Annotated in this window: 18 protein-coding genes; 10 read left to right on the forward strand and 8 right to left on the reverse strand. The window is 65.2% G+C overall.

The features are described from left to right. Entirely contained in the window at positions 1-1464 is a 1464-nt protein-coding gene (locus AC4AMJ_RS17300) for an NCS2 family permease (RefSeq protein WP_489899889.1), read from the reverse strand. 145 nt (positions 1465-1609) lie between these two features. On the opposite strand from AC4AMJ_RS17300, the gene AC4AMJ_RS17305 reads away from it, so the two are divergent. From AC4AMJ_RS17305 to AC4AMJ_RS17325, 5 genes are all read left to right on the forward strand, one after another. Next, complete coding sequence (locus AC4AMJ_RS17305; protein WP_489899888.1) at positions 1610-1858, forward strand: DUF2530 domain-containing protein; 249 nt, start codon at positions 1610-1612, stop codon at positions 1856-1858. A gap of 95 nt (positions 1859-1953) precedes the next feature. Next, positions 1954-2715 carry an IclR family transcriptional regulator gene (locus AC4AMJ_RS17310; RefSeq protein WP_489913507.1) on the forward strand — a complete coding sequence of 254 codons (762 nt, stop codon included), beginning with the start codon at positions 1954-1956 and terminating at the stop codon, positions 2713-2715. Between the two features lie 73 nt (positions 2716-2788). Continuing rightward, on the forward strand, positions 2789-3766 hold the full coding sequence (locus AC4AMJ_RS17315) for a PDR/VanB family oxidoreductase (protein WP_489913508.1): 978 nt from the start codon (positions 2789-2791) through the stop codon (positions 3764-3766). A 12-nt stretch (positions 3767-3778) separates the two neighbouring features. Continuing rightward, positions 3779-4981, forward strand: coding sequence for a cytochrome P450 (locus tag AC4AMJ_RS17320; protein WP_489913509.1), 1203 nt, complete (start codon positions 3779-3781; stop codon positions 4979-4981). Positions 4982-5144: 163 nt separating this feature from the next. Continuing rightward, the gene (locus AC4AMJ_RS17325) at positions 5145-6518 is read left to right on the forward strand and encodes an MFS transporter (RefSeq protein ID WP_489899884.1); all 1374 of its coding nucleotides are present in this window, start codon (positions 5145-5147) and stop codon (positions 6516-6518) included. Between the two features lie 57 nt (positions 6519-6575). On the opposite strand, the gene AC4AMJ_RS17330 is transcribed toward AC4AMJ_RS17325, so the two are convergent. Further along, entirely contained in the window at positions 6576-7430 is an 855-nt protein-coding gene (locus AC4AMJ_RS17330) for an aldo/keto reductase (RefSeq protein WP_489899883.1), read from the reverse strand. Positions 7431-7445: 15 nt separating this feature from the next. Then, positions 7446-7841 carry a (R)-mandelonitrile lyase gene (locus AC4AMJ_RS17335; protein ID WP_489899882.1) on the reverse strand — a complete coding sequence of 132 codons (396 nt, stop codon included), beginning with the start codon at positions 7839-7841 and terminating at the stop codon, positions 7446-7448. A gap of 218 nt (positions 7842-8059) precedes the next feature. Here AC4AMJ_RS17335 and AC4AMJ_RS17340 point away from each other — a divergent pair, with 218 nt between their 5' ends. Then, complete coding sequence (locus tag AC4AMJ_RS17340; protein WP_489899881.1) at positions 8060-8716, forward strand: TetR/AcrR family transcriptional regulator; 657 nt, start codon at positions 8060-8062, stop codon at positions 8714-8716. Between the two features lie 89 nt (positions 8717-8805). On the opposite strand, the gene AC4AMJ_RS17345 is transcribed toward AC4AMJ_RS17340, so the two are convergent. The 4 genes from AC4AMJ_RS17345 to AC4AMJ_RS17360 are packed head-to-tail and all read right to left on the reverse strand — an operon-like array spanning position 8806 to position 13295. After that, complete coding sequence (locus AC4AMJ_RS17345) at positions 8806-9483, reverse strand: GntR family transcriptional regulator (protein ID WP_489899880.1); 678 nt, start codon at positions 9481-9483, stop codon at positions 8806-8808. 56 nt (positions 9484-9539) lie between these two features. Then, positions 9540-10436, reverse strand: coding sequence for a dihydrodipicolinate synthase family protein (locus AC4AMJ_RS17350; protein ID WP_489913512.1), 897 nt, complete (start codon positions 10434-10436; stop codon positions 9540-9542). Between the two features lie 38 nt (positions 10437-10474). Next, on the reverse strand, positions 10475-11875 hold the full coding sequence (locus AC4AMJ_RS17355; protein ID WP_489913514.1) for a protoporphyrinogen/coproporphyrinogen oxidase: 1401 nt from the start codon (positions 11873-11875) through the stop codon (positions 10475-10477). 58 nt (positions 11876-11933) lie between these two features. After that, the gene (locus tag AC4AMJ_RS17360; protein WP_489918455.1) at positions 11934-13295 is read right to left on the reverse strand and encodes an MFS transporter; all 1362 of its coding nucleotides are present in this window, start codon (positions 13293-13295) and stop codon (positions 11934-11936) included. Between the two features lie 307 nt (positions 13296-13602). On the opposite strand from AC4AMJ_RS17360, the gene AC4AMJ_RS17365 reads away from it, so the two are divergent. The 4 genes from AC4AMJ_RS17365 to AC4AMJ_RS17380 all read left to right on the forward strand — a co-directional run bounded on the left by AC4AMJ_RS17365 (position 13603) and on the right by AC4AMJ_RS17380 (position 15160). Continuing rightward, complete coding sequence (locus AC4AMJ_RS17365) at positions 13603-13818, forward strand: FitA-like ribbon-helix-helix domain-containing protein (RefSeq protein WP_489918456.1); 216 nt, start codon at positions 13603-13605, stop codon at positions 13816-13818. Next, positions 13815-14210 (forward strand): type II toxin-antitoxin system VapC family toxin, encoded by a 396-nt coding sequence (locus AC4AMJ_RS17370; protein WP_489899877.1) that lies wholly within the window; start codon positions 13815-13817, stop codon positions 14208-14210. The genes AC4AMJ_RS17365 and AC4AMJ_RS17370 overlap by 4 nt, the downstream gene beginning before the upstream one ends. A gap of 279 nt (positions 14211-14489) precedes the next feature. Next, the gene (locus AC4AMJ_RS17375) at positions 14490-14726 is read left to right on the forward strand and encodes a FitA-like ribbon-helix-helix domain-containing protein (RefSeq protein ID WP_489899876.1); all 237 of its coding nucleotides are present in this window, start codon (positions 14490-14492) and stop codon (positions 14724-14726) included. Beyond that, positions 14723-15160, forward strand: a complete 438-nt coding sequence (locus AC4AMJ_RS17380; RefSeq protein ID WP_489899875.1) for a type II toxin-antitoxin system VapC family toxin — start codon at positions 14723-14725, stop codon at positions 15158-15160. Before AC4AMJ_RS17375 ends, AC4AMJ_RS17380 begins: the two co-directional genes overlap by 4 nt. A 96-nt stretch (positions 15161-15256) precedes the next feature. On the opposite strand, the gene AC4AMJ_RS17385 is transcribed toward AC4AMJ_RS17380, so the two are convergent. Next, on the reverse strand, positions 15257-16201 hold the full coding sequence (locus AC4AMJ_RS17385; protein ID WP_489913516.1) for an EamA family transporter: 945 nt from the start codon (positions 16199-16201) through the stop codon (positions 15257-15259). Positions 16202-16258 lie beyond the last annotated feature (57 nt).

Here is a 16258-nt window from a genome sequence, read left to right on the forward strand (position 1 = left end):
TCAGCCGACCAGGTCGTAAATCGGACCGCGCGCAAAGTAGGCGAGGAACACCGCGGCGATGATCCAGAGCAACGGATGGACCGTCCGTGCCTTGCCGGCGGCCGCGGCCATCACCACCCAGCTGATGAACCCGACGCCGATGCCGTTGGCGATGGAGTACGTGAACGGCATGATCACGACGGTCAAGAAGGCCGGCAGCGCGTGCGAGAACTTGGTGAAGTCGACCGCCGTCAGCTGACCGATCATCATCGCGCCGACCACGACGAGTGCCGGTGCGACAGCTTCGAGCGGAACGATCTCGTACAGCGGGGTCAGGAACATCGCAAGCAGGAACAACGCCCCCGTGACCACGTTCGCGAGGCCCGTGCGCGCCCCCTCGGCGATACCGGAGGCCGACTCGACGAAGACAGTGTTGGACGACGACGATGCGACACCGCCGGCAATCGCGCCGGTGCCCTCGACGACCAGTGCCTTGCCCACCCCGGGCAGATTGCCCTTGGGATCAGCGAGGCCGGCCTCCTTGCCGAGCCCGGTCATCGTGCCCATCGCGTCGAAGAAGTTCGACAACACCAGGGTGAACACCAACACCGACGCGGCGAGCACACCGATGCGGGTGAACGCGCCGAACAGGTCGACATCTCCGACGAGTGCCAGGTCGGGTACTCCCCCGAGTCCGTCGGGGATCTTCGGGATGGACAGACTCCATCCGCCGGGGTTGACGGCACTCGACCCGAGGTCGAGGGTCGCCTCCAGAATGATCGACAGGATGGTGGTGATGACGATCCCGATCAGCAGCCCGCCCGGCACCTTGCGCACCACCAGCACACCCATCAACAACACGCCGATGCAGAAGATGAGTGTGGGAACGGTGTTGATCGAGTTGTCGGTACCGAGTTGCACCGGAACGGTGGTGTTCGCGGCATCGGGCACGCGACGCACGAAGCCTGCATCGACGAACCCGATGAAGGCGATGAAGGCACCGATGCCGGCGGCGATCGCCGCCTTGAGCTCGGTCGGGACCGCGTTGAACACTGCGGTACGGAACCCCGTGACCGCCAGCAGCACGATGATGATGCCGTCGATGACGACCAGACCCATCGCCTCCGGCCAGGTGACCTGCGGGGCGATCGTGACCGCCAGCAGGCTGTTGATGCCGAGGCCCGTGGCGATGGCGAACGGATAGTTCGCCACGAGGCCGAAGATGATCGACATGACACCCGCGACGAGCGCGGTCACCGCGGCGACCTGCGCGAGCGGCAGCACGTTGCCGAGGACGTCGGCGTTCTTCGGTTCGCCAGGGATGCCGCCGATGATGATCGGGTTCAGCACCACGATGTAGGCCATCGTGAAGAAGGTGACAAGGCCTCCGCGGAACTCGCGGGTCAGCGACGATCCGCGCTGGCTGATCTTGAAGAACCGGTCGAGGCCCCCGGTGGGCTCACGCGGCGGCCGGTCGGGTTCCACGGCCCCCGGGTTGGATGCTCTCGGCGAAATCTCGGGTTCTGTCGGCAAGTTTTCGGGTTCTGTCGACGGATTTCCGGGTTCTGTCGACGATGTCGTGGGCTCGCTCGACGGATCGGTGGGCACAGTCGAAAGTTACTCTGGTGGCATGACCGACGCACCCGACATTCCCGAACTTTCTCGTGCGTTGCGTGCACCCGAGCCGGTGATCATCGTCGGCATGGTCGCGTGGCTGATCGCCACGATCGTCGTGTGGCTGACGGACTGGGGCGGGGACCGGTCGCTGCAGGTGTGCCTGGTCGGACTCGCCGTCGGCGTGCTCGGTACGACGATCGTCCTCATCCAACGTGCCGCGGTGCGGCGCGGTGACCGGACGGCGCAGCAGGGGTTGGACTGAGCGCGCGCCGCCGAATCGGGCCGCATCGACGACCGGATGGTCGATAGCCCGAGCCCAACGGCCGGCACCTGCGAGTAGGAGCACAATCTACAGACGTGCCACGCGTGTCGACTGGTGAGTCAGTCACCTCCCGAACCGTTCGTGTCGTCGAGGCGTTCGGCCTCGACGACACGACGCTGACCGTCGGTGAGATCGCTCGGCGTTCCCGATTGCACGTCGCCACGGCGTCGCGGCTCATCGACGAACTCGTGAAGGCGGACTGGCTCGAACGAGTGGACGGTGGCGTCCGCATCGGTGTCCGCCTGTGGGAAGTGGCATCACGGTCGTCGCCGGCCGTCGGACTGCGCGCCGCTGCCATGCCGTTCATGCAGGACCTGCAGCATGTGATCGGCTACGACGTCCAACTCGCTGTGCGCGAGGGCAACGAGGTTCTGTTCCTCGAACGCCTGACTTCCCCGACGCCGGTGGTCAACTATTCGCGGATCGCCGGGCGACTGCCCCTGCATGCGTCGTCGTCGGGGCTGGTGTTGTTGGCCTACGCCGACACCGAGGTGCTCGACGCCGTGGTGGCCGGGCCGATGAAGGCCTATACCGACCAGACGATCACCGATCCCGACAGGCTGCGGGCGGCGCTGTCCCACATCCGCCGCGAGGGATACGCCCTGTGCGCCGGCCACATCTTTCCCACCACCACAGGCATTTCCGTGCCCATCCGGGACCACCGAGACATGGTGGTCGCCGCACTCGGACTCATCGTTCCGAACGACGACGCCGCGTTCGGACGTGTTCCGGCGTTGCGGGCCGCCGCGAGGGGCATCAGCCGTGTGATGTCTACGTCGACAGTCCGCGGGAAGTGACCCACAGCACGAACTCCTCTCTCAATGATTGAGAAGCGGATAGCGATGCCTCCCCCAGCGCAGCGAATCTGGGATGACCGCGAGCAAGGGAGAGAACATGGGTCGCGACGTCGATTCGGGCAATGCGCTGCGCATCGTGAACAAGACACCGGCCGCCACCGACGTGGTGCTGCTGACGCTGGCGCATCCGGACGGCCGCCGGCTGCCCGACTGGGCGCCCGGCGCCCATCTGGACCTGATACTGCCGAACGGGTTGAGCCGCCAGTATTCGCTGTGCGGCGACCGGTGGGACGCACAGAGCTATCAGATCGCCGTTCGGCGCGAGAGGACGAGCCGCGGCGGATCCGGCTACATCCACGACCATTTGCAGGTCGGGGACGACGTCGAGGTCGGCGGGCCGCGCAACAACTTTTCGATGACGCCTTCAGAAAGCTACCTGTTCATCGCCGGCGGGATCGGCATCACCCCGATCATCCCGATGATCGCTCAGGCGATCATCGTCGGCGCTGACTGGCGGCTGCTCTACCTGGGCCGCACGCTCGACTCGATGCCGTTCCTCGAGCAACTATCCGCCCACGGCGAACGAGTCATCACCGTGGCCAGCACTCGCGACGGTCGGACCGACCTGGCCGCCCACGTGTCGACCGTCGACGACACCACCAAGGTCTACGCGTGCGGACCACTGCCGATGCTCGACGAGTTGACGGCCCACGCCGCCGGCTGGCCGCCCGGAAAGCTTCGCATCGAACGGTTCAGCGCAGCCGAAGCCGCTCCGGCCAGGACCACACCGTTCGAGGTGGAACTCGCCCGCACGCAACGGGTCCTCACAATTCCGCTGGAGGAGAGCATCATCGACGCGCTGTCCGCAGCGGGCGTTCCCGTGTTGTCCTCCTGCCGCGAAGGAGTCTGCGGCACATGCGAAACCACAGTTCTGGCGGGACGGCCCGATCATCGTGATGCCATTCTCGAGCCACACGAACGCGACGCGGGTGACTGCATGTTCGTCTGCGTCTCCCGCTCTCGCTCCGACCGCCTCGTCCTCGACATCTGACCAGGAATACTCATGACCATCGCCGCCTCACCCACCCTGCCCACCTCCCAGGCCGACCCGTTCGACCTCGATCTCCTCGCGGACCCGCTGGCCTTTCAGGAGGACCTGCGAAACGCGGGGCCCGTTGTCTATCTGCCGAAATACGACGTCTTCGCCATGGGCCGCTACGAACAGGTTCGCGCCGCACTCACCGACTGGCAGTCCTTCCAGTCCGCGGCCGGAGTCGGGCTCAGCAACTTCCGCCACGAGAAGCCCTGGCGGCCACCCAGTGTGCTGTTGGAAGCGGATCCCCCGTTTCACGACGCGCCGCGGGCAGTGGTGTCCAAAGTGCTCGGGCCGCGTGCTCTCATGCGTCTGCGCGACGAATGGATCGCCGACGCCGAACAGCTCGTCGATCAGGTGCTCGACGGGGACGGGGAGATCGACGCTGTGCCCGCCCTGGCACAGGCCTTCCCGCTGCGCGTGTTTCCCGACGCGGTCGGACTGCCCCAGGCGGGACGCGAGAACCTACTGCCCTACGGCAATCTCACCTTCAATGCCTTCGGCCCGCACAACAGCCTCGTCGAGGAGGGCGAGCCGCTGGTAGCGGATCTCAGCGCCTGGGTCAACGACCAATGCCACCGGGAGAATCTGTCGGAGAACGGTTTCGGGGCGCAGATCTGGGCAGCCAGCGATCGTGGCGACATCACCACCACCCAAGCGCCCCTCATCGTGCGATCGCTGTTGACCGCCGGGGTCGACACGACCGTCAACGGGTTGGCCGCCGTACTCTATGCCTTCGCCACCCACCCCGAGCAATGGCAGCGTGTCCGTGAGGATCCGACTCTGGCCCGCACCGCATTCGACGAGGCCGTCCGCTGGGAGTCACCGGTCCAGACCTTCTTCCGTACCGCCACCAACGACATCCGCATCGGCGACGCCGTGATCCCGGACGGCGAGAAGATTCTCATGTTCCTGGGTGCGGCCAACCGCGATCCCCGCCGATGGACACGGCCGGACGCCTTCGACCTGCAGCGCGACCCGTCCGGTCACGTGGGATTCGGTATGGGTATTCATCAATGCGTCGGTCAACACGTCGCGCGCCTCGAGTCCGAGGCGTTGCTGTCGGCGCTGGCCACACGCGTCACGAGGATCGAATTGGCCGGTGAACCGCAACGGCATCTGAACAACACGTTGCGTTCCTGGAAGTCCATTCCACTGCGACTGCTGACCTGATCCGCCGTCGCACCTGACACACCAGGTGGCCACAGACCTCCACACCCCAGGGTGCCGGAGGTGATCGCGCATGCCCCATGTCCGTCCACTTTTGCGATTTCACACCACATCCGACCGTCCCGCGCATCCGACAACCAGCCATCAACCACAACGGAGACCAGCCATGACCCTTGACCTTCGGCGCAGCATCGACGAGGGACCGATGTCCCGCTACCAATGGACCGCGATCGCGATCTGCGTCCTGCTCAACGTTCTCGACGGGTACGACGTCCTCGCCATGGCCTTCACCTCGACGTCGGTGTCCGACGAGTGGAACCTGTCGACCAGCGCGCTGGGCGTGCTGCTCAGCGCCGGTCTGTTCGGTATGGCCATCGGTTCTCTGGGACTCGCACCTCTCGCCGACATCGTCGGGCGACGCAAGCTGATCCTGGCATGCCTGATCCTGTCGTCGGCGGGAATGATGCTGTCGTCGATCAGTCAAAATGCCGGCCAACTCGGCATGCTGCGGGTGCTGACCGGAGTCGGCATCGGCGGAATCCTCGCCTGCAGCAACGTTATCGGCGGAGAACTGGCCTCCAATCGTTGGCGCGGCCTCGCGGTGAGCCTGAACTCGACAGGCTATGCCATCGGAGCCACCGTCGGCGGGATCGCCGCGCTGGTGCTCATCGACAGCTTCGGCTGGCGCTCGGTGTTCCTGGTCGGCGGTGCCTGTACCGCGGCACTGGTCCCGTTGGTCCTGCTGCGGCTCCCGGAGTCCATCGACTTCTTGCTCATTCGCCGGCCGGGCGACGCCTTGGCCCGCATCAACACCTTCGCCAAACGCGCTGGGCATGAACCGCTCCGGGAGCTACCGGCCAGGACGGCCACCACCGCGCCCAGGAACGGTGTCGTCGACACCGCCCGACAGCTCTTCGACCGGCGGAACCGACGGACCACGCTCCTCGTCTGGACGGCGTTCTTCTTCGCCATGTTCGGGTTCTACTTCGTCACCAGCTGGACGCCCAAGCTCCTGGTCGAAGCGGGGATGTCGGCCAAGGAAGGCATCACCGGCGGTATGGTTCTCAACCTCGGCGGAATCCTCGGCACGTGTCTCCTCGGTGCACTCGCGGCCCGCTTTCGCCTGGCGAAGGTCCTCGTCTGCTATTTCCTCGTGTCGGCTGCACTCATGACGATCTTCGTCCCCTCCGCCGCCGCGTTCGCCGTCGCCCTGGCGGTGGGATTCGGACTCGGTGTCGTCGTGAACGGCTGTATCGCCGGGCTTTACGCTCTGACGACGACGTCCTACGCCGCACCGATCCGAGCCACCGGCATGGGCTGGGCCATCGGCATCGGACGGATCGGCGCCATCCTGTCGCCGTTGGTCGCAGGCACTCTGCTCGACGCCGACTGGTCACCCGCCTCGCTGTACACCCTGATGGCGGTGCTGTTCGTCGGCGCGGCAGGCGCGGTCATGCTCATCTCCCGCAGCGGTCGTCCTGCCGGGACACGCTCCGGCGTTCAGGCACCCGTGCCCCGGCCGGACATGAGTCGCAACTGACCCACAGCCCACGGTGATCCGATGCCCGCCGACCCGAGGTCGGCGGGCATCGATGGGTCAGCTCCCGCTGAACACCGGGAACGCACTCGACTCGCCATAGTCCGCGATGCGCAGGGAGCGCAACGCATCCATGTCGTCGGCGGAGATGGTGAAGTCGACCCGCGCGTTGCTGCGCATGTGGTCGGGGTTGGCGGTCTTCGGTAGTGACACCGCGCCCAGCTGTAGCGTGTAGCGGATGCAGAGCTGCGGAACGCTCACATCGTAGCGCTCGGCCATCGCCGCGATATCCGGATTCTCGAGCACCTCTCCGTGCCCGATCGGCGAGTACGCCTCGACGAGGAGATCGTGGCTCTCGCAGTAGGCGATGAGGTCGGCCGGGGTGTTGCCGGCGTGCACCAGGATCTGATTCACCTGCGGCGCAACAGTGCTCGTCGCGATGATGTTGTCGAGGTCGTTCTGCTCGAAGTTGGAGACACCGATCGACCGGAGTTTGCCTGCCTGGTAGGCGTCCTCCAGGGCGCGCCACGCCTCGCGGTTGCCCTCGGCGTAGTCGCCGCCGCGCCAGTCGGCCCACGGCTGTGGGCTGTGGATCAACATCAGGTCGAGGTGGTCGAGGCCCATCGTGAGCAGTGACTCGTCGATCGCCGTGGCTGCCTCCTGGTAGTTCTTGATCTCGGCGGCCAGTTTGGTCGATACGAACAGCTCGTCGCGGGCGACGCCGCTGGTGCGGATGCCCTCGCCCACGCCGCGCTCATTGCCGTAGGCCTGCGCGGTGTCGATGTTGCGGTAACCGATGCCGACGGCCTCGGTGACCGCACGGGCGGCCTTGTCGTCGTCGATGAACCAGGTACCCAGGCCCAGTTTGGGGATCTGAACGCCGTTGGACAATGTGTAGGTCTCGTTGAGAGCCATGACTTTTCGCTCCCCTCAGGCCTTGTACTCGTCGTCGCTGACGTGCTCGAGCCAGGTGACGACCTGGCCGTTCTCATCGGCCTCCTGCATGGCGACGTGGGCCATGAAGCGGTCGGGTGTGGCTCCGTGCCAGTGCTCCTCGCCCGGCTCGATGTAGACCACGTCGCCGGGACGGATCTCCTGCACACCGCCCTCACGGGTGGCGACGAGGCCGATCCCGTCGGTCACATACAGCGTCTGCCCCTTCGGATGGTGATGCCAGGCGGTACGGGCGCCGGGCGAGAATCGGACGTGGGCGCAACCGATCGCCGATTGCTCGTCGGGGTTGCGGATGCCGTCGATAGCGACGGTGCCGGTGAACCAGTCAGCGGGTCCGGGGGCAGACTGTCCTCCGCTTCGGGTGTACTTCATGACTGGTGATCCTTTCTCCTGTCGTGGGTCACGCTCGCCACCGAACATGGTCCTGCCAACGCGCGTTACGTGGATCGCGATCAGACGATGGCGGCGTCCACCACTGCGCGGATGAGCGTGCACCCTCCTCCGTCATTAACGGATGTGGGATATCCGCTTATCCACGGTAGGCGCTTAAGCGGATATCGTCAATCCGCTTATGCTGCTACCGTGGTGACATGGCGAAGGCGCAGGCTCCGCGTCCACTGCGTAAGGACGCGTCCATCAACCGCGACCGGCTGCTGGAGGCTGCTCGGGAGTTGTTTGCCGAGAAGGGACTCGGTGTCACGCTCAACGACATCGCCCATCACGCCGGCGTCGGTGTGGGCACCGCGTACCGACGCTTTGCCAACAAGGAAGAAATCATCGACACGCTCTTCGAGGAGCGATTGCAGGCCGTTGAGGCGGTCGCTCGCGAAGCACTCGATGAATCAGATCCCTGGAGGGCACTGACCGACTACCTCAGGCGCGCGCTGGCGATGCAGTTCGGCGATCGCGGGCTCCACCAGATCCTCGACGACCCCACACTCGGCGACGAACGGATCAACGACGTCCGGGTGCGGATCGCACCGCTGATCGTCGAACTGGTCAGCCGCGCCAAGGCAGCCGGAGTCGTCCGTGACGACTTCGAGCCGACCGATGTCACGTTCATCCAGTCGGCGATGGCGCCGATCATGAACAGCACCCGCGACGTCGCACCCGAGGTCTACGAGCGGTACCTGACCTTCTTCCTGGACGGAATCCGCAGCGACGACCGGCGATTCACCCCACTTCCGGCGCCCGCGCTCAGTTCAGCAACAACGCACGCCGCCATGACACATCGCCGCCGCTCGTAGTCGCACCCGCGCGGGCACGAGAGCCGATCCACCGGGGCAGCCCGCTACGGCTGGATCGATCGGCTCCCGCCACGCGAGTCCCGTCGGGCTCATCCGCCGGAAGTCTGCGCGGCGAGTAACTCCTCGATACGTTCGGTCGCATCGATCAATGACCGGTCGTTGATCGCAGCCGCCGCGGCGCTGTCGTGGCCGGACGCCGCATCGATCAACTCGAGCTGATACGTCCACAGGTGTTCGCCACGTTCGGAACCCAGCGTGCCTTGGGCACCCACCAGTTTGTAGGCGCGACACCGGCTCCAGAGGGAACGAATGGTGCTCACGAGCACCGGGTTGCCAGACGCCTCGTACAAGATCGCCAGCAGCGCCTCGTCACGGTCGAGGTACTCCGGAACGTCTTCAGCGATGATCGCAGTGCGCATCGCCTCGTATTCCGTGGTCATCCGCTCGACGTCGGCCGCGGAAATACCCTCGGCCCCAAGGCGGGCGCCTTCCACCTCGAGCAGGCGCCGGACGTCGTAGACGCTTTTCAACTCCGCCAGCGAGAGTTCCTTGACCACTGCACCCTTGTGCGGTTCGCGTTCGGCGAGGCCGGCCTCCTCCAGGCGCCGGATCGCCTCACGGACCGGCATCACACTGGTGCCGACCATTGCCGCGAGGTCGCGAACTCGCAACCGGTGGCCCACCGGGAACTCGCCACTCAGGATTGCATCGCGGATCTGCTCGTAGACCTGATCCGTCAGCAACGAGGATTGCACTTCTGTGACCACAGATCACATCTTAGGGGTATCGGCCGCGTAGGCCGATACCCCTGATGAGGCCGCGTCTAGACCAACGACGCCTCACGCAGGCCTGCGAGAGCCGCCTCGACCTTGGCGAGTTCGTCGGAATTGAGATCGGACACCGGTCGTCGTGGCGAGCCCACGGGCTCCCCCACGATCCGCAGCCCGGCCTTGACCGCCGAGATGAACGGCACCGAGATCAATGCGTCGATGACCGGATACAGGAGGCGCCACTGGGCGCGAGCGCCGTCGAGGTCGCCGTCGGCGATCGACCGATACACCGCGACGATCTCGTTCGGGACCACGTTGGCGGCCCCGGCCATCACACCGGTCGCACCTTCGGCGAGTGCGCTGTAGAGGTAGCTGTCCCAGCCGATGAAGGTGCCGAGCACATCGCTGTGATGATGGATGAGCTGTAGCGCCTGTTCCCAGTTCGCGCTGGAGTCCTTGATGTAGCGGATGTTGTCGATCTCGCGGGCGAGGCCGGCCGCTGTGGCGGCATCGAGGTTGACGCCCGTGGCGGCGGGGATGTTGTAGAGCATCACCGGCAGGTCGACCGCACCGGCGACGTCTTTGATGTAGGCGACCGTCTCGTCGAGCGAGAGAGGCTCGTAGTACGGGGTGACGAGCATCAGGACATCTGCGCCGGACGCTTGCGCGGCACGGGAGAGTGCAACGGCCTCACGGGTGGTGGTGGCACCTGTCTGCGCGACGACCGGGACCCGACCGGCGGTGTGAGCGACGACGGTGTCGACGAGTTCGCGACGCTCGTCGTGGCTCATCGCGGCGAACTCGCCGGTCGATCCGCCCGCGACCACGCCGTTGACGCCCGCATGGATGGAACGGTCGACGATTCGCTTCAGCAGTGTGGTGTCGATGTTCTCGTCGGCGTCGAACGGGGTGGTCAGGGCGGTGAGGACGCCGCGCAATTCGTTGGTCATGACAGTGGATCTCCTTCTACGAGAATTGTTCTGGTGGGTCAGATGGCCGCGGTGGTGAGCTTCAGGTCGGGGACGCTGACCAGCGAGCGAGTCTGGTAGTCGCGGGCCAGCCGGCTGGCGGCTTCCTGGGCAGCGGTGAATGCGGAGCCGATGGCGGTCTCGGTGTACAGAGTGCCGAGATAGTCGCCGGCGAGAAACACGCGATCCGACGGCCGGGTGAGCGTGGTCTGCAGCTTGCCGCGTCCCGGGAAGCAGTAGGGGGCGCCAGTGTGCCACCGCTGCACGTGCGCCTCCTCGATGTTGCCGGCGAAGCCGGGGAAGATGTCGTCGAGGTCGTCGACATAGGTGTCGACGATTTCGGCGTCGGTGCGGTCGAGCAGCTTGCACGCCAGACTGGCCGGCGAGAAGGTCATCAGGCTGCCACCTGGTTGACGGGTCCGTTCTGATCCGCGGACGATGTTGCCCATGTTGAGTGCGACGTTGAACGACCGCTTGGGGGTGGCGATGCCGTAGGCACCGTCGTAGGGCTGCGGGCCGGTCTCGTTGGTGAGGAATGCTGCGCTCACGTACGGGCCGTACTGGATCTTGCCCAGCGCGTCACGCAGCTCCGCAGAGAGGTCGACGGCGACCTTGTGGCTCACCGTCGCCGGCGTGGCCAGCACGGCATACCGCGCCTCCACCTCCCGCTCGACATCATCCTGGGTGTAGCGGACGACGACCGAGTTCTTCTTGTGCACAACCTCGTTCACCGCCGCACCCAGCTCGATGCGGTCCCGCATCGACGCGGCGATGTTCTCGATCAGCGTCGATGGCCCACCGAGGATGCTGCGGTCGAGACCCGCACCGATGTTCCAGACGAGGCTGAAGTAGCCGATGCCGGCTCCGGCCGACAACTCGTCGGGATCACCGGCCGACCGGGTCACGGTCGGGCGGAAGAGCGCGTCGGCGTCCTCGGGCAGCACTCCGGTGTAGTCGGCGAACGAGCGGTCGTTCTCGAACTCGTAGATCCGCTGCTGTCGCACCTGAGTGGATTCACCCGGCCGGACCCGCACCGCACGGGCGTACCGCAGGACGTCGAACCCGACCTTGGCGCCCGCCTTGAGCAGAGCCACGCGGGACGAGAACGGCATCGGCACACGGAAGGGGTAGCTCTGCACCGGGCCGTCGAGAAGTACCTTGCCGTTCATCGCCAGGCCCGACAGCGATCCGGGCACCTTGGTCGATGCGGTCCCGGTCTCGGACAGCAGGGCGTCGGTGGAGGTGCCGGCGCCGGCGAAGACGTGTCCACCCCAGTTGAGGAAGTACTGTCCCCTCTTCTCCGAGCGGATGCGGCCGCCCACGCGGCTGCCGGATTCCAGGACCACGGTGTCCCAGTTCCGCAGTCGCCAGGCTGCCGACAGTCCGGCCAGTCCACCTCCGACGATCACTACGTCCTTCATGATTGTTCCTCTCGCTCAGGGTGATTGATGTGATGTTGCAGTGCGCTGATGCCGAGCCTCACGCGGCGGCCCGGACCGCCGGACGAGACGGGGCGGGCGCGGTGCTCAGCGCGGCGCTCTCGGTCAGCGTCATGCCGCGCGTCTCTGGTGCCATGAACTGCGACAGGACCGCCCCGAGGAGGGTGATGGCGGCACCGATGAGCATCGTCATGCCGATGCCGAGTGAGTCCAGTGCCATCGGCACCAGGAAGGTGCCGATCGCGGCGCCGACCCGGCTCAGCGAGGACGCCATGCCCACCGCTGTCCCGCGGATTTCCGTGGGGAACAACTCGTTCGGATAGACCCACTGCATGATCTGCGTGCCGCCGATCACCACCGCGTAGATGGCGAAGAGCGCCATGATGATCCACGTCGAGGCGTTCGGGAAGAAGCCGAGCAGCGCCAGCGCGATACCCGACCATCCGAAGCTGTGGATGAGCAGCGGGCGACGTCCCACGCGGTTCACGAGGAACAGGGCGATGACGCACCCGACCAGGAACAGGATGGTGATCACGGCCGATCCGATGTGCACTGCGTTCCCGGAGAGGTTCAGCGCTCCCAGGATCTTCGGCGCGAACGCGTAGACGGCGAACAATGGGACGATGGAGAAGGTCCAGAACAGCGTGATGAATGCCATCCGTGTGCCGTATCCCGAGCGCAACAGATCCTTGACGCCGACGTTCGCGTCAGCTTCCTGCGGCAGATCGGCAACAGTGACCCCGGGGCCGTAGACCTTGCGCATCACCTCGTCGGCCTCGTCGTTGCGGCCCTTGCTCGCGAGCCACCGCGGCGACTCCGGCGTGCCGATTCGGGCGAGGACGATAATGATCGCCGGGATGGCGGCACTGGCCAGCATCCACCTCCATGCGTTCACGTCCCCGGTCTGTGCAAGGAGTTGCCCGACGATGTAGGCGACGGCCGCACCCACGAACCACATGGCGACAAACGCACCCAGGAACGGGCCCCGATACTTGCGCGGAGTGAACTCGGTCAACAGCGAGGTCGCGATCGGGTAATCCGCGCCGACGGCCATGCCGATGAGCAGACGCAGCATGATCAGCCACAAAACGTTCGGGGCCCAGAACTGGGCCACCGAGAAGACGATGATCGCGATCAGATCAATGGTGAACAGCACCTCCCGACCGAATCGATCGGTCAGCCGGCCACCGGCATAGGCGCCGAGCAGGATGCCGACCAGCGTCGACGCGGCGATCAAACCCTGCGCGGCCGCGGAGAGATGCCACTGATCGGAGATCTGGACCATCGCCACCCCGATGATCGACAGGATGAACCCGTCGAGAAACGGTCCCCCGGAAGAGAAGACCGCGAGCTTTTTGTGAAACCTCGTCAAAGGTGCGTCGTCGATCGGGTTGGTGATCATGGTGGGCTCCTCGGTGGAGTAATCGGGAATTGTGATCCGCGTCTCAGTCATCAGGGTAACTTGTGATCACAGATCACACAATGCCTGACTTCGGTGCACTTCATTTGTTGCCCCGCCACGTGGCGGCTTAAGCGCCTGGACATGACCGACGATGCGCGCGTGGAGTGATGAACGGTCGGCCACACTCCACCCTGAGATCCCGCGAGGTGCCGCTCATGCTTACGTACGTGCGCGAGCCGAGCCGAGCCGAGCCCTGGAAGTATCGTCTTGAATCGATATCGACCTCAATCGATACTCGATCCGCAATCTGCCGGACGACCTTCATGCTCAGCTCAGCGAGCGCTCCGCCAAGCTACATATGTCCATGTCCGAGTACGTCACCAAGCTTCTGCGCGACGACCTGAATCGCCCATTGTTCGACGAATGGGCCGCGACTCTCCGCAGCGACGGGCCAGGACGGAGCATCGACGTCGTGGGCGCTCTGGATGTGGTGCGCGACGAATACGACGCCGGCGATAGATGAGGCGAGTTGTCGACGCAAGCGCGCTGATCGACTCCGTGCTACCGACCGCACGGCAGGCAGCCGCCCTGAGATCAATGTCGGGCTACGAGCTCTGGGCCCCGACAGTTCTGGACATGGAGGCAGCGTCGGCGATCTGGCGCCTTCAGCGGACGTCGCAATTCAGTTCCGCGGAGGCCCAGCACGCCATCGAGGCGGTGTGGACAGCTCCGATCCGCCGTGCCGAAGGCAATCAAATATCCAGCGCAACATGGGATCTGAGAATGTCGTTGCGTATCTCGGATGCGTTTTATGTCACCACTGCCAGATTCCTCGATGCTGATCTCGTCACCTCTGATGCGCGACTATCCCGATCACCTGACATCGGAGTCCCGATTGTGGTTCTGCCGCAATGAGTTACATCTCTACGACGAAGCGTCCGGAAACGGTCAACGGTGAGGAGATTGTGATCGGACGCCCACTGCATGCCCAATCAACACTCAGCACACCGGCACGTTGACAGCACGACCGGCTGACTCGTCATCGTCGGTTCCCTTCGTCAGTTCACCGGTCAGCCTCGACGATCAACACCGCACCCGGTTCGGCGAACCATCAACGATCCGATCAGCAAGTACTTCTCCGCCGACGAGAGCGCCTGCTATCATTTCTAGAAACTGATATCAAGGAGGGGCGACGTGGCGGCGATCACCGTGAGGGGACTCTCGGACGAGACCCATCGGGCACTGAAGGCGCTCGCAGCGCAACATAATCGGAGCACAGAGGCAGAAGTACGGGCCATTCTCGATGAAGCCGTCCTGCCGGCCGAACGCGTAAAGCTGGGGACACTGCTGACCGAAATTGGCAAGGAGGCGGGAATCGGCATCGAGATCGAACGCAATCGCAAACCTGACGAGCCCATCAGTTTCTCATGATCGTTCTGGACTCCAATGTGATTTCCGAGGTCATGCGTCCGCAACCTCATCCTGAGGCCGCGGCGTGGCTGGACGAGCAGTCGACGCAGACCCTGTACTTGACTGCGATCACTCTTGCAGAAGTACGGTACGGTATCGCGGCACTGCCGCGAGGCAAGCGCCGTGACCGGTTGGCAGACCTCTTCGAGAGCCGATTGCTGCCCCAATTTGCCGGACGAGTACTGGTTTTCGATGATCAGGCAAGTGCCAGTTACGCGCGACTGGCCGCCGCCGCTCGCCGACGCGGCGCGTCCATCGGCATGGCTGACGGATTCATCGCCGCAATCGCCCTCGTGCACGGATTTGGCATCGCCACAAGGGATATCGAACCATTTGCCGCCGCCGGCGTTCGGGTCATCAATCCGTTCGACCGGGCCAGGCCCGCAGGAAGTTGACATCCGGCGACAACGTGGATGGGACCCACATCCTGCAAGCACACACGTGGACCACATTCTCGATGACCGCGCATAGGCGCGTGCACAGTCGTGAGCTCAGCCGGCCGGCGAACGCGCTCCGCACAACGCTTCCCCCCCGACCAGATGCTCCCCCGACACGGGTGCGACATGCTCCCCCGACACGGGTGCGACGACCACCTCGCGGCTGCGCGCACCCGCGCGAGCCGCGCCGATGCCAGCGATCACCACCAGCACACTGCCCAACAACGATGCGGGACCGGGAATCTGGTGCAGGATAAGCAGTCCGATGACCATCGCGAACCCCGGCTCCAACGCCATCAATGTGCCGAACGCCGACGTCGTCAGCCGCTGCAACGCCTTCATCTCCAACACGAACGGCACCACTGGCAGCAAGATCGCCAACCCTACGCCGATCAACCACAACTCCGGCGTCATCCGGCCGATCGTCGACGGTCCGGCCACGATCGTCGCAACCAGTGCGGCCACGGGCATCGACACGGCCAACCCCTGCACCCCGACCACCTCGTCGCCGACACGTTGCGTCAGCAGGATGTAGCTGCCCCAGCATCCGGCGGCCGCCACCGCGAAGAGCACACCGGCCCAGTTGACGGCACCAGACCACGGATGGGTCAGCAGCACCACACCGATCGCCGCCAGCAACGGCCACACCACACGTCGGCCTCCGCGCCCCGTCGCGACCGCAACGCCCAACGGCCCCAGGAACTCGATCGCGCTGGCTGTGCCGAGCGGGATGCGCGCGACCGCGGCCATGAACAACAGCACGATGCCTCCGGTGACGACGCCGAGCGCCACCGCCATGCCGAATGTCTGCCGGGTGAATGCCGACGGCCGAGGCCGCACCACCACCAGGAGAATCGCTCCCGCCCACACCAATCGGAGCCAGCCCGCACCCTCGGCGCCGATACGATCGATAAGGGTCACCGACGCCGCCAGGCCGAGCTGGACACACAACATCGACACGACGGCCATCGTCGTCCCGGAGCGCACAGAGTTCTGCATGCACTCCATTGAAGACTCGATCGACCGTTCATGTCCACGTGATTATCCTGTACAAAC

The organism is Gordonia sp. LMA484 (assembly GCF_058129505.1).

What these genes read in the sequence shown, in the direction of transcription:
- AC4AMJ_RS17340 (WP_489899881.1), top strand. Translation starts at nt 8,060, where the DNA reads ATGGCGAAGGCGCAGGCTCCGCGTCCACTGCGTAAGGACGCGTCCATC.
- AC4AMJ_RS17320 (WP_489913509.1), top strand. Translation starts at nt 3,779, where the DNA reads ATGACCATCGCCGCCTCACCCACCCTGCCCACCTCCCAGGCCGACCCG.
- AC4AMJ_RS17380 (WP_489899875.1), top strand. Translation starts at nt 14,723, where the DNA reads ATGATCGTTCTGGACTCCAATGTGATTTCCGAGGTCATGCGTCCGCAA.
- AC4AMJ_RS17355 (WP_489913514.1), bottom strand. Translation starts at nt 11,875, where the DNA reads ATGAAGGACGTAGTGATCGTCGGAGGTGGACTGGCCGGACTGTCGGCA.
- AC4AMJ_RS17315 (WP_489913508.1), top strand. Translation starts at nt 2,789, where the DNA reads ATGACCGCGAGCAAGGGAGAGAACATGGGTCGCGACGTCGATTCGGGC.
- AC4AMJ_RS17360 (WP_489918455.1), bottom strand. Translation starts at nt 13,295, where the DNA reads ATGATCACCAACCCGATCGACGACGCACCTTTGACGAGGTTTCACAAA.
- AC4AMJ_RS17305 (WP_489899888.1), top strand. Translation starts at nt 1,610, where the DNA reads ATGACCGACGCACCCGACATTCCCGAACTTTCTCGTGCGTTGCGTGCA.
- AC4AMJ_RS17370 (WP_489899877.1), top strand. Translation starts at nt 13,815, where the DNA reads ATGAGGCGAGTTGTCGACGCAAGCGCGCTGATCGACTCCGTGCTACCG.
- AC4AMJ_RS17330 (WP_489899883.1), bottom strand. Translation starts at nt 7,430, where the DNA reads ATGGCTCTCAACGAGACCTACACATTGTCCAACGGCGTTCAGATCCCC.
- AC4AMJ_RS17385 (WP_489913516.1), bottom strand. Translation starts at nt 16,201, where the DNA reads ATGCAGAACTCTGTGCGCTCCGGGACGACGATGGCCGTCGTGTCGATG.
- AC4AMJ_RS17335 (WP_489899882.1), bottom strand. Translation starts at nt 7,841, where the DNA reads ATGAAGTACACCCGAAGCGGAGGACAGTCTGCCCCCGGACCCGCTGAC.
- AC4AMJ_RS17350 (WP_489913512.1), bottom strand. Translation starts at nt 10,436, where the DNA reads ATGACCAACGAATTGCGCGGCGTCCTCACCGCCCTGACCACCCCGTTC.
- AC4AMJ_RS17325 (WP_489899884.1), top strand. Translation starts at nt 5,145, where the DNA reads ATGACCCTTGACCTTCGGCGCAGCATCGACGAGGGACCGATGTCCCGC.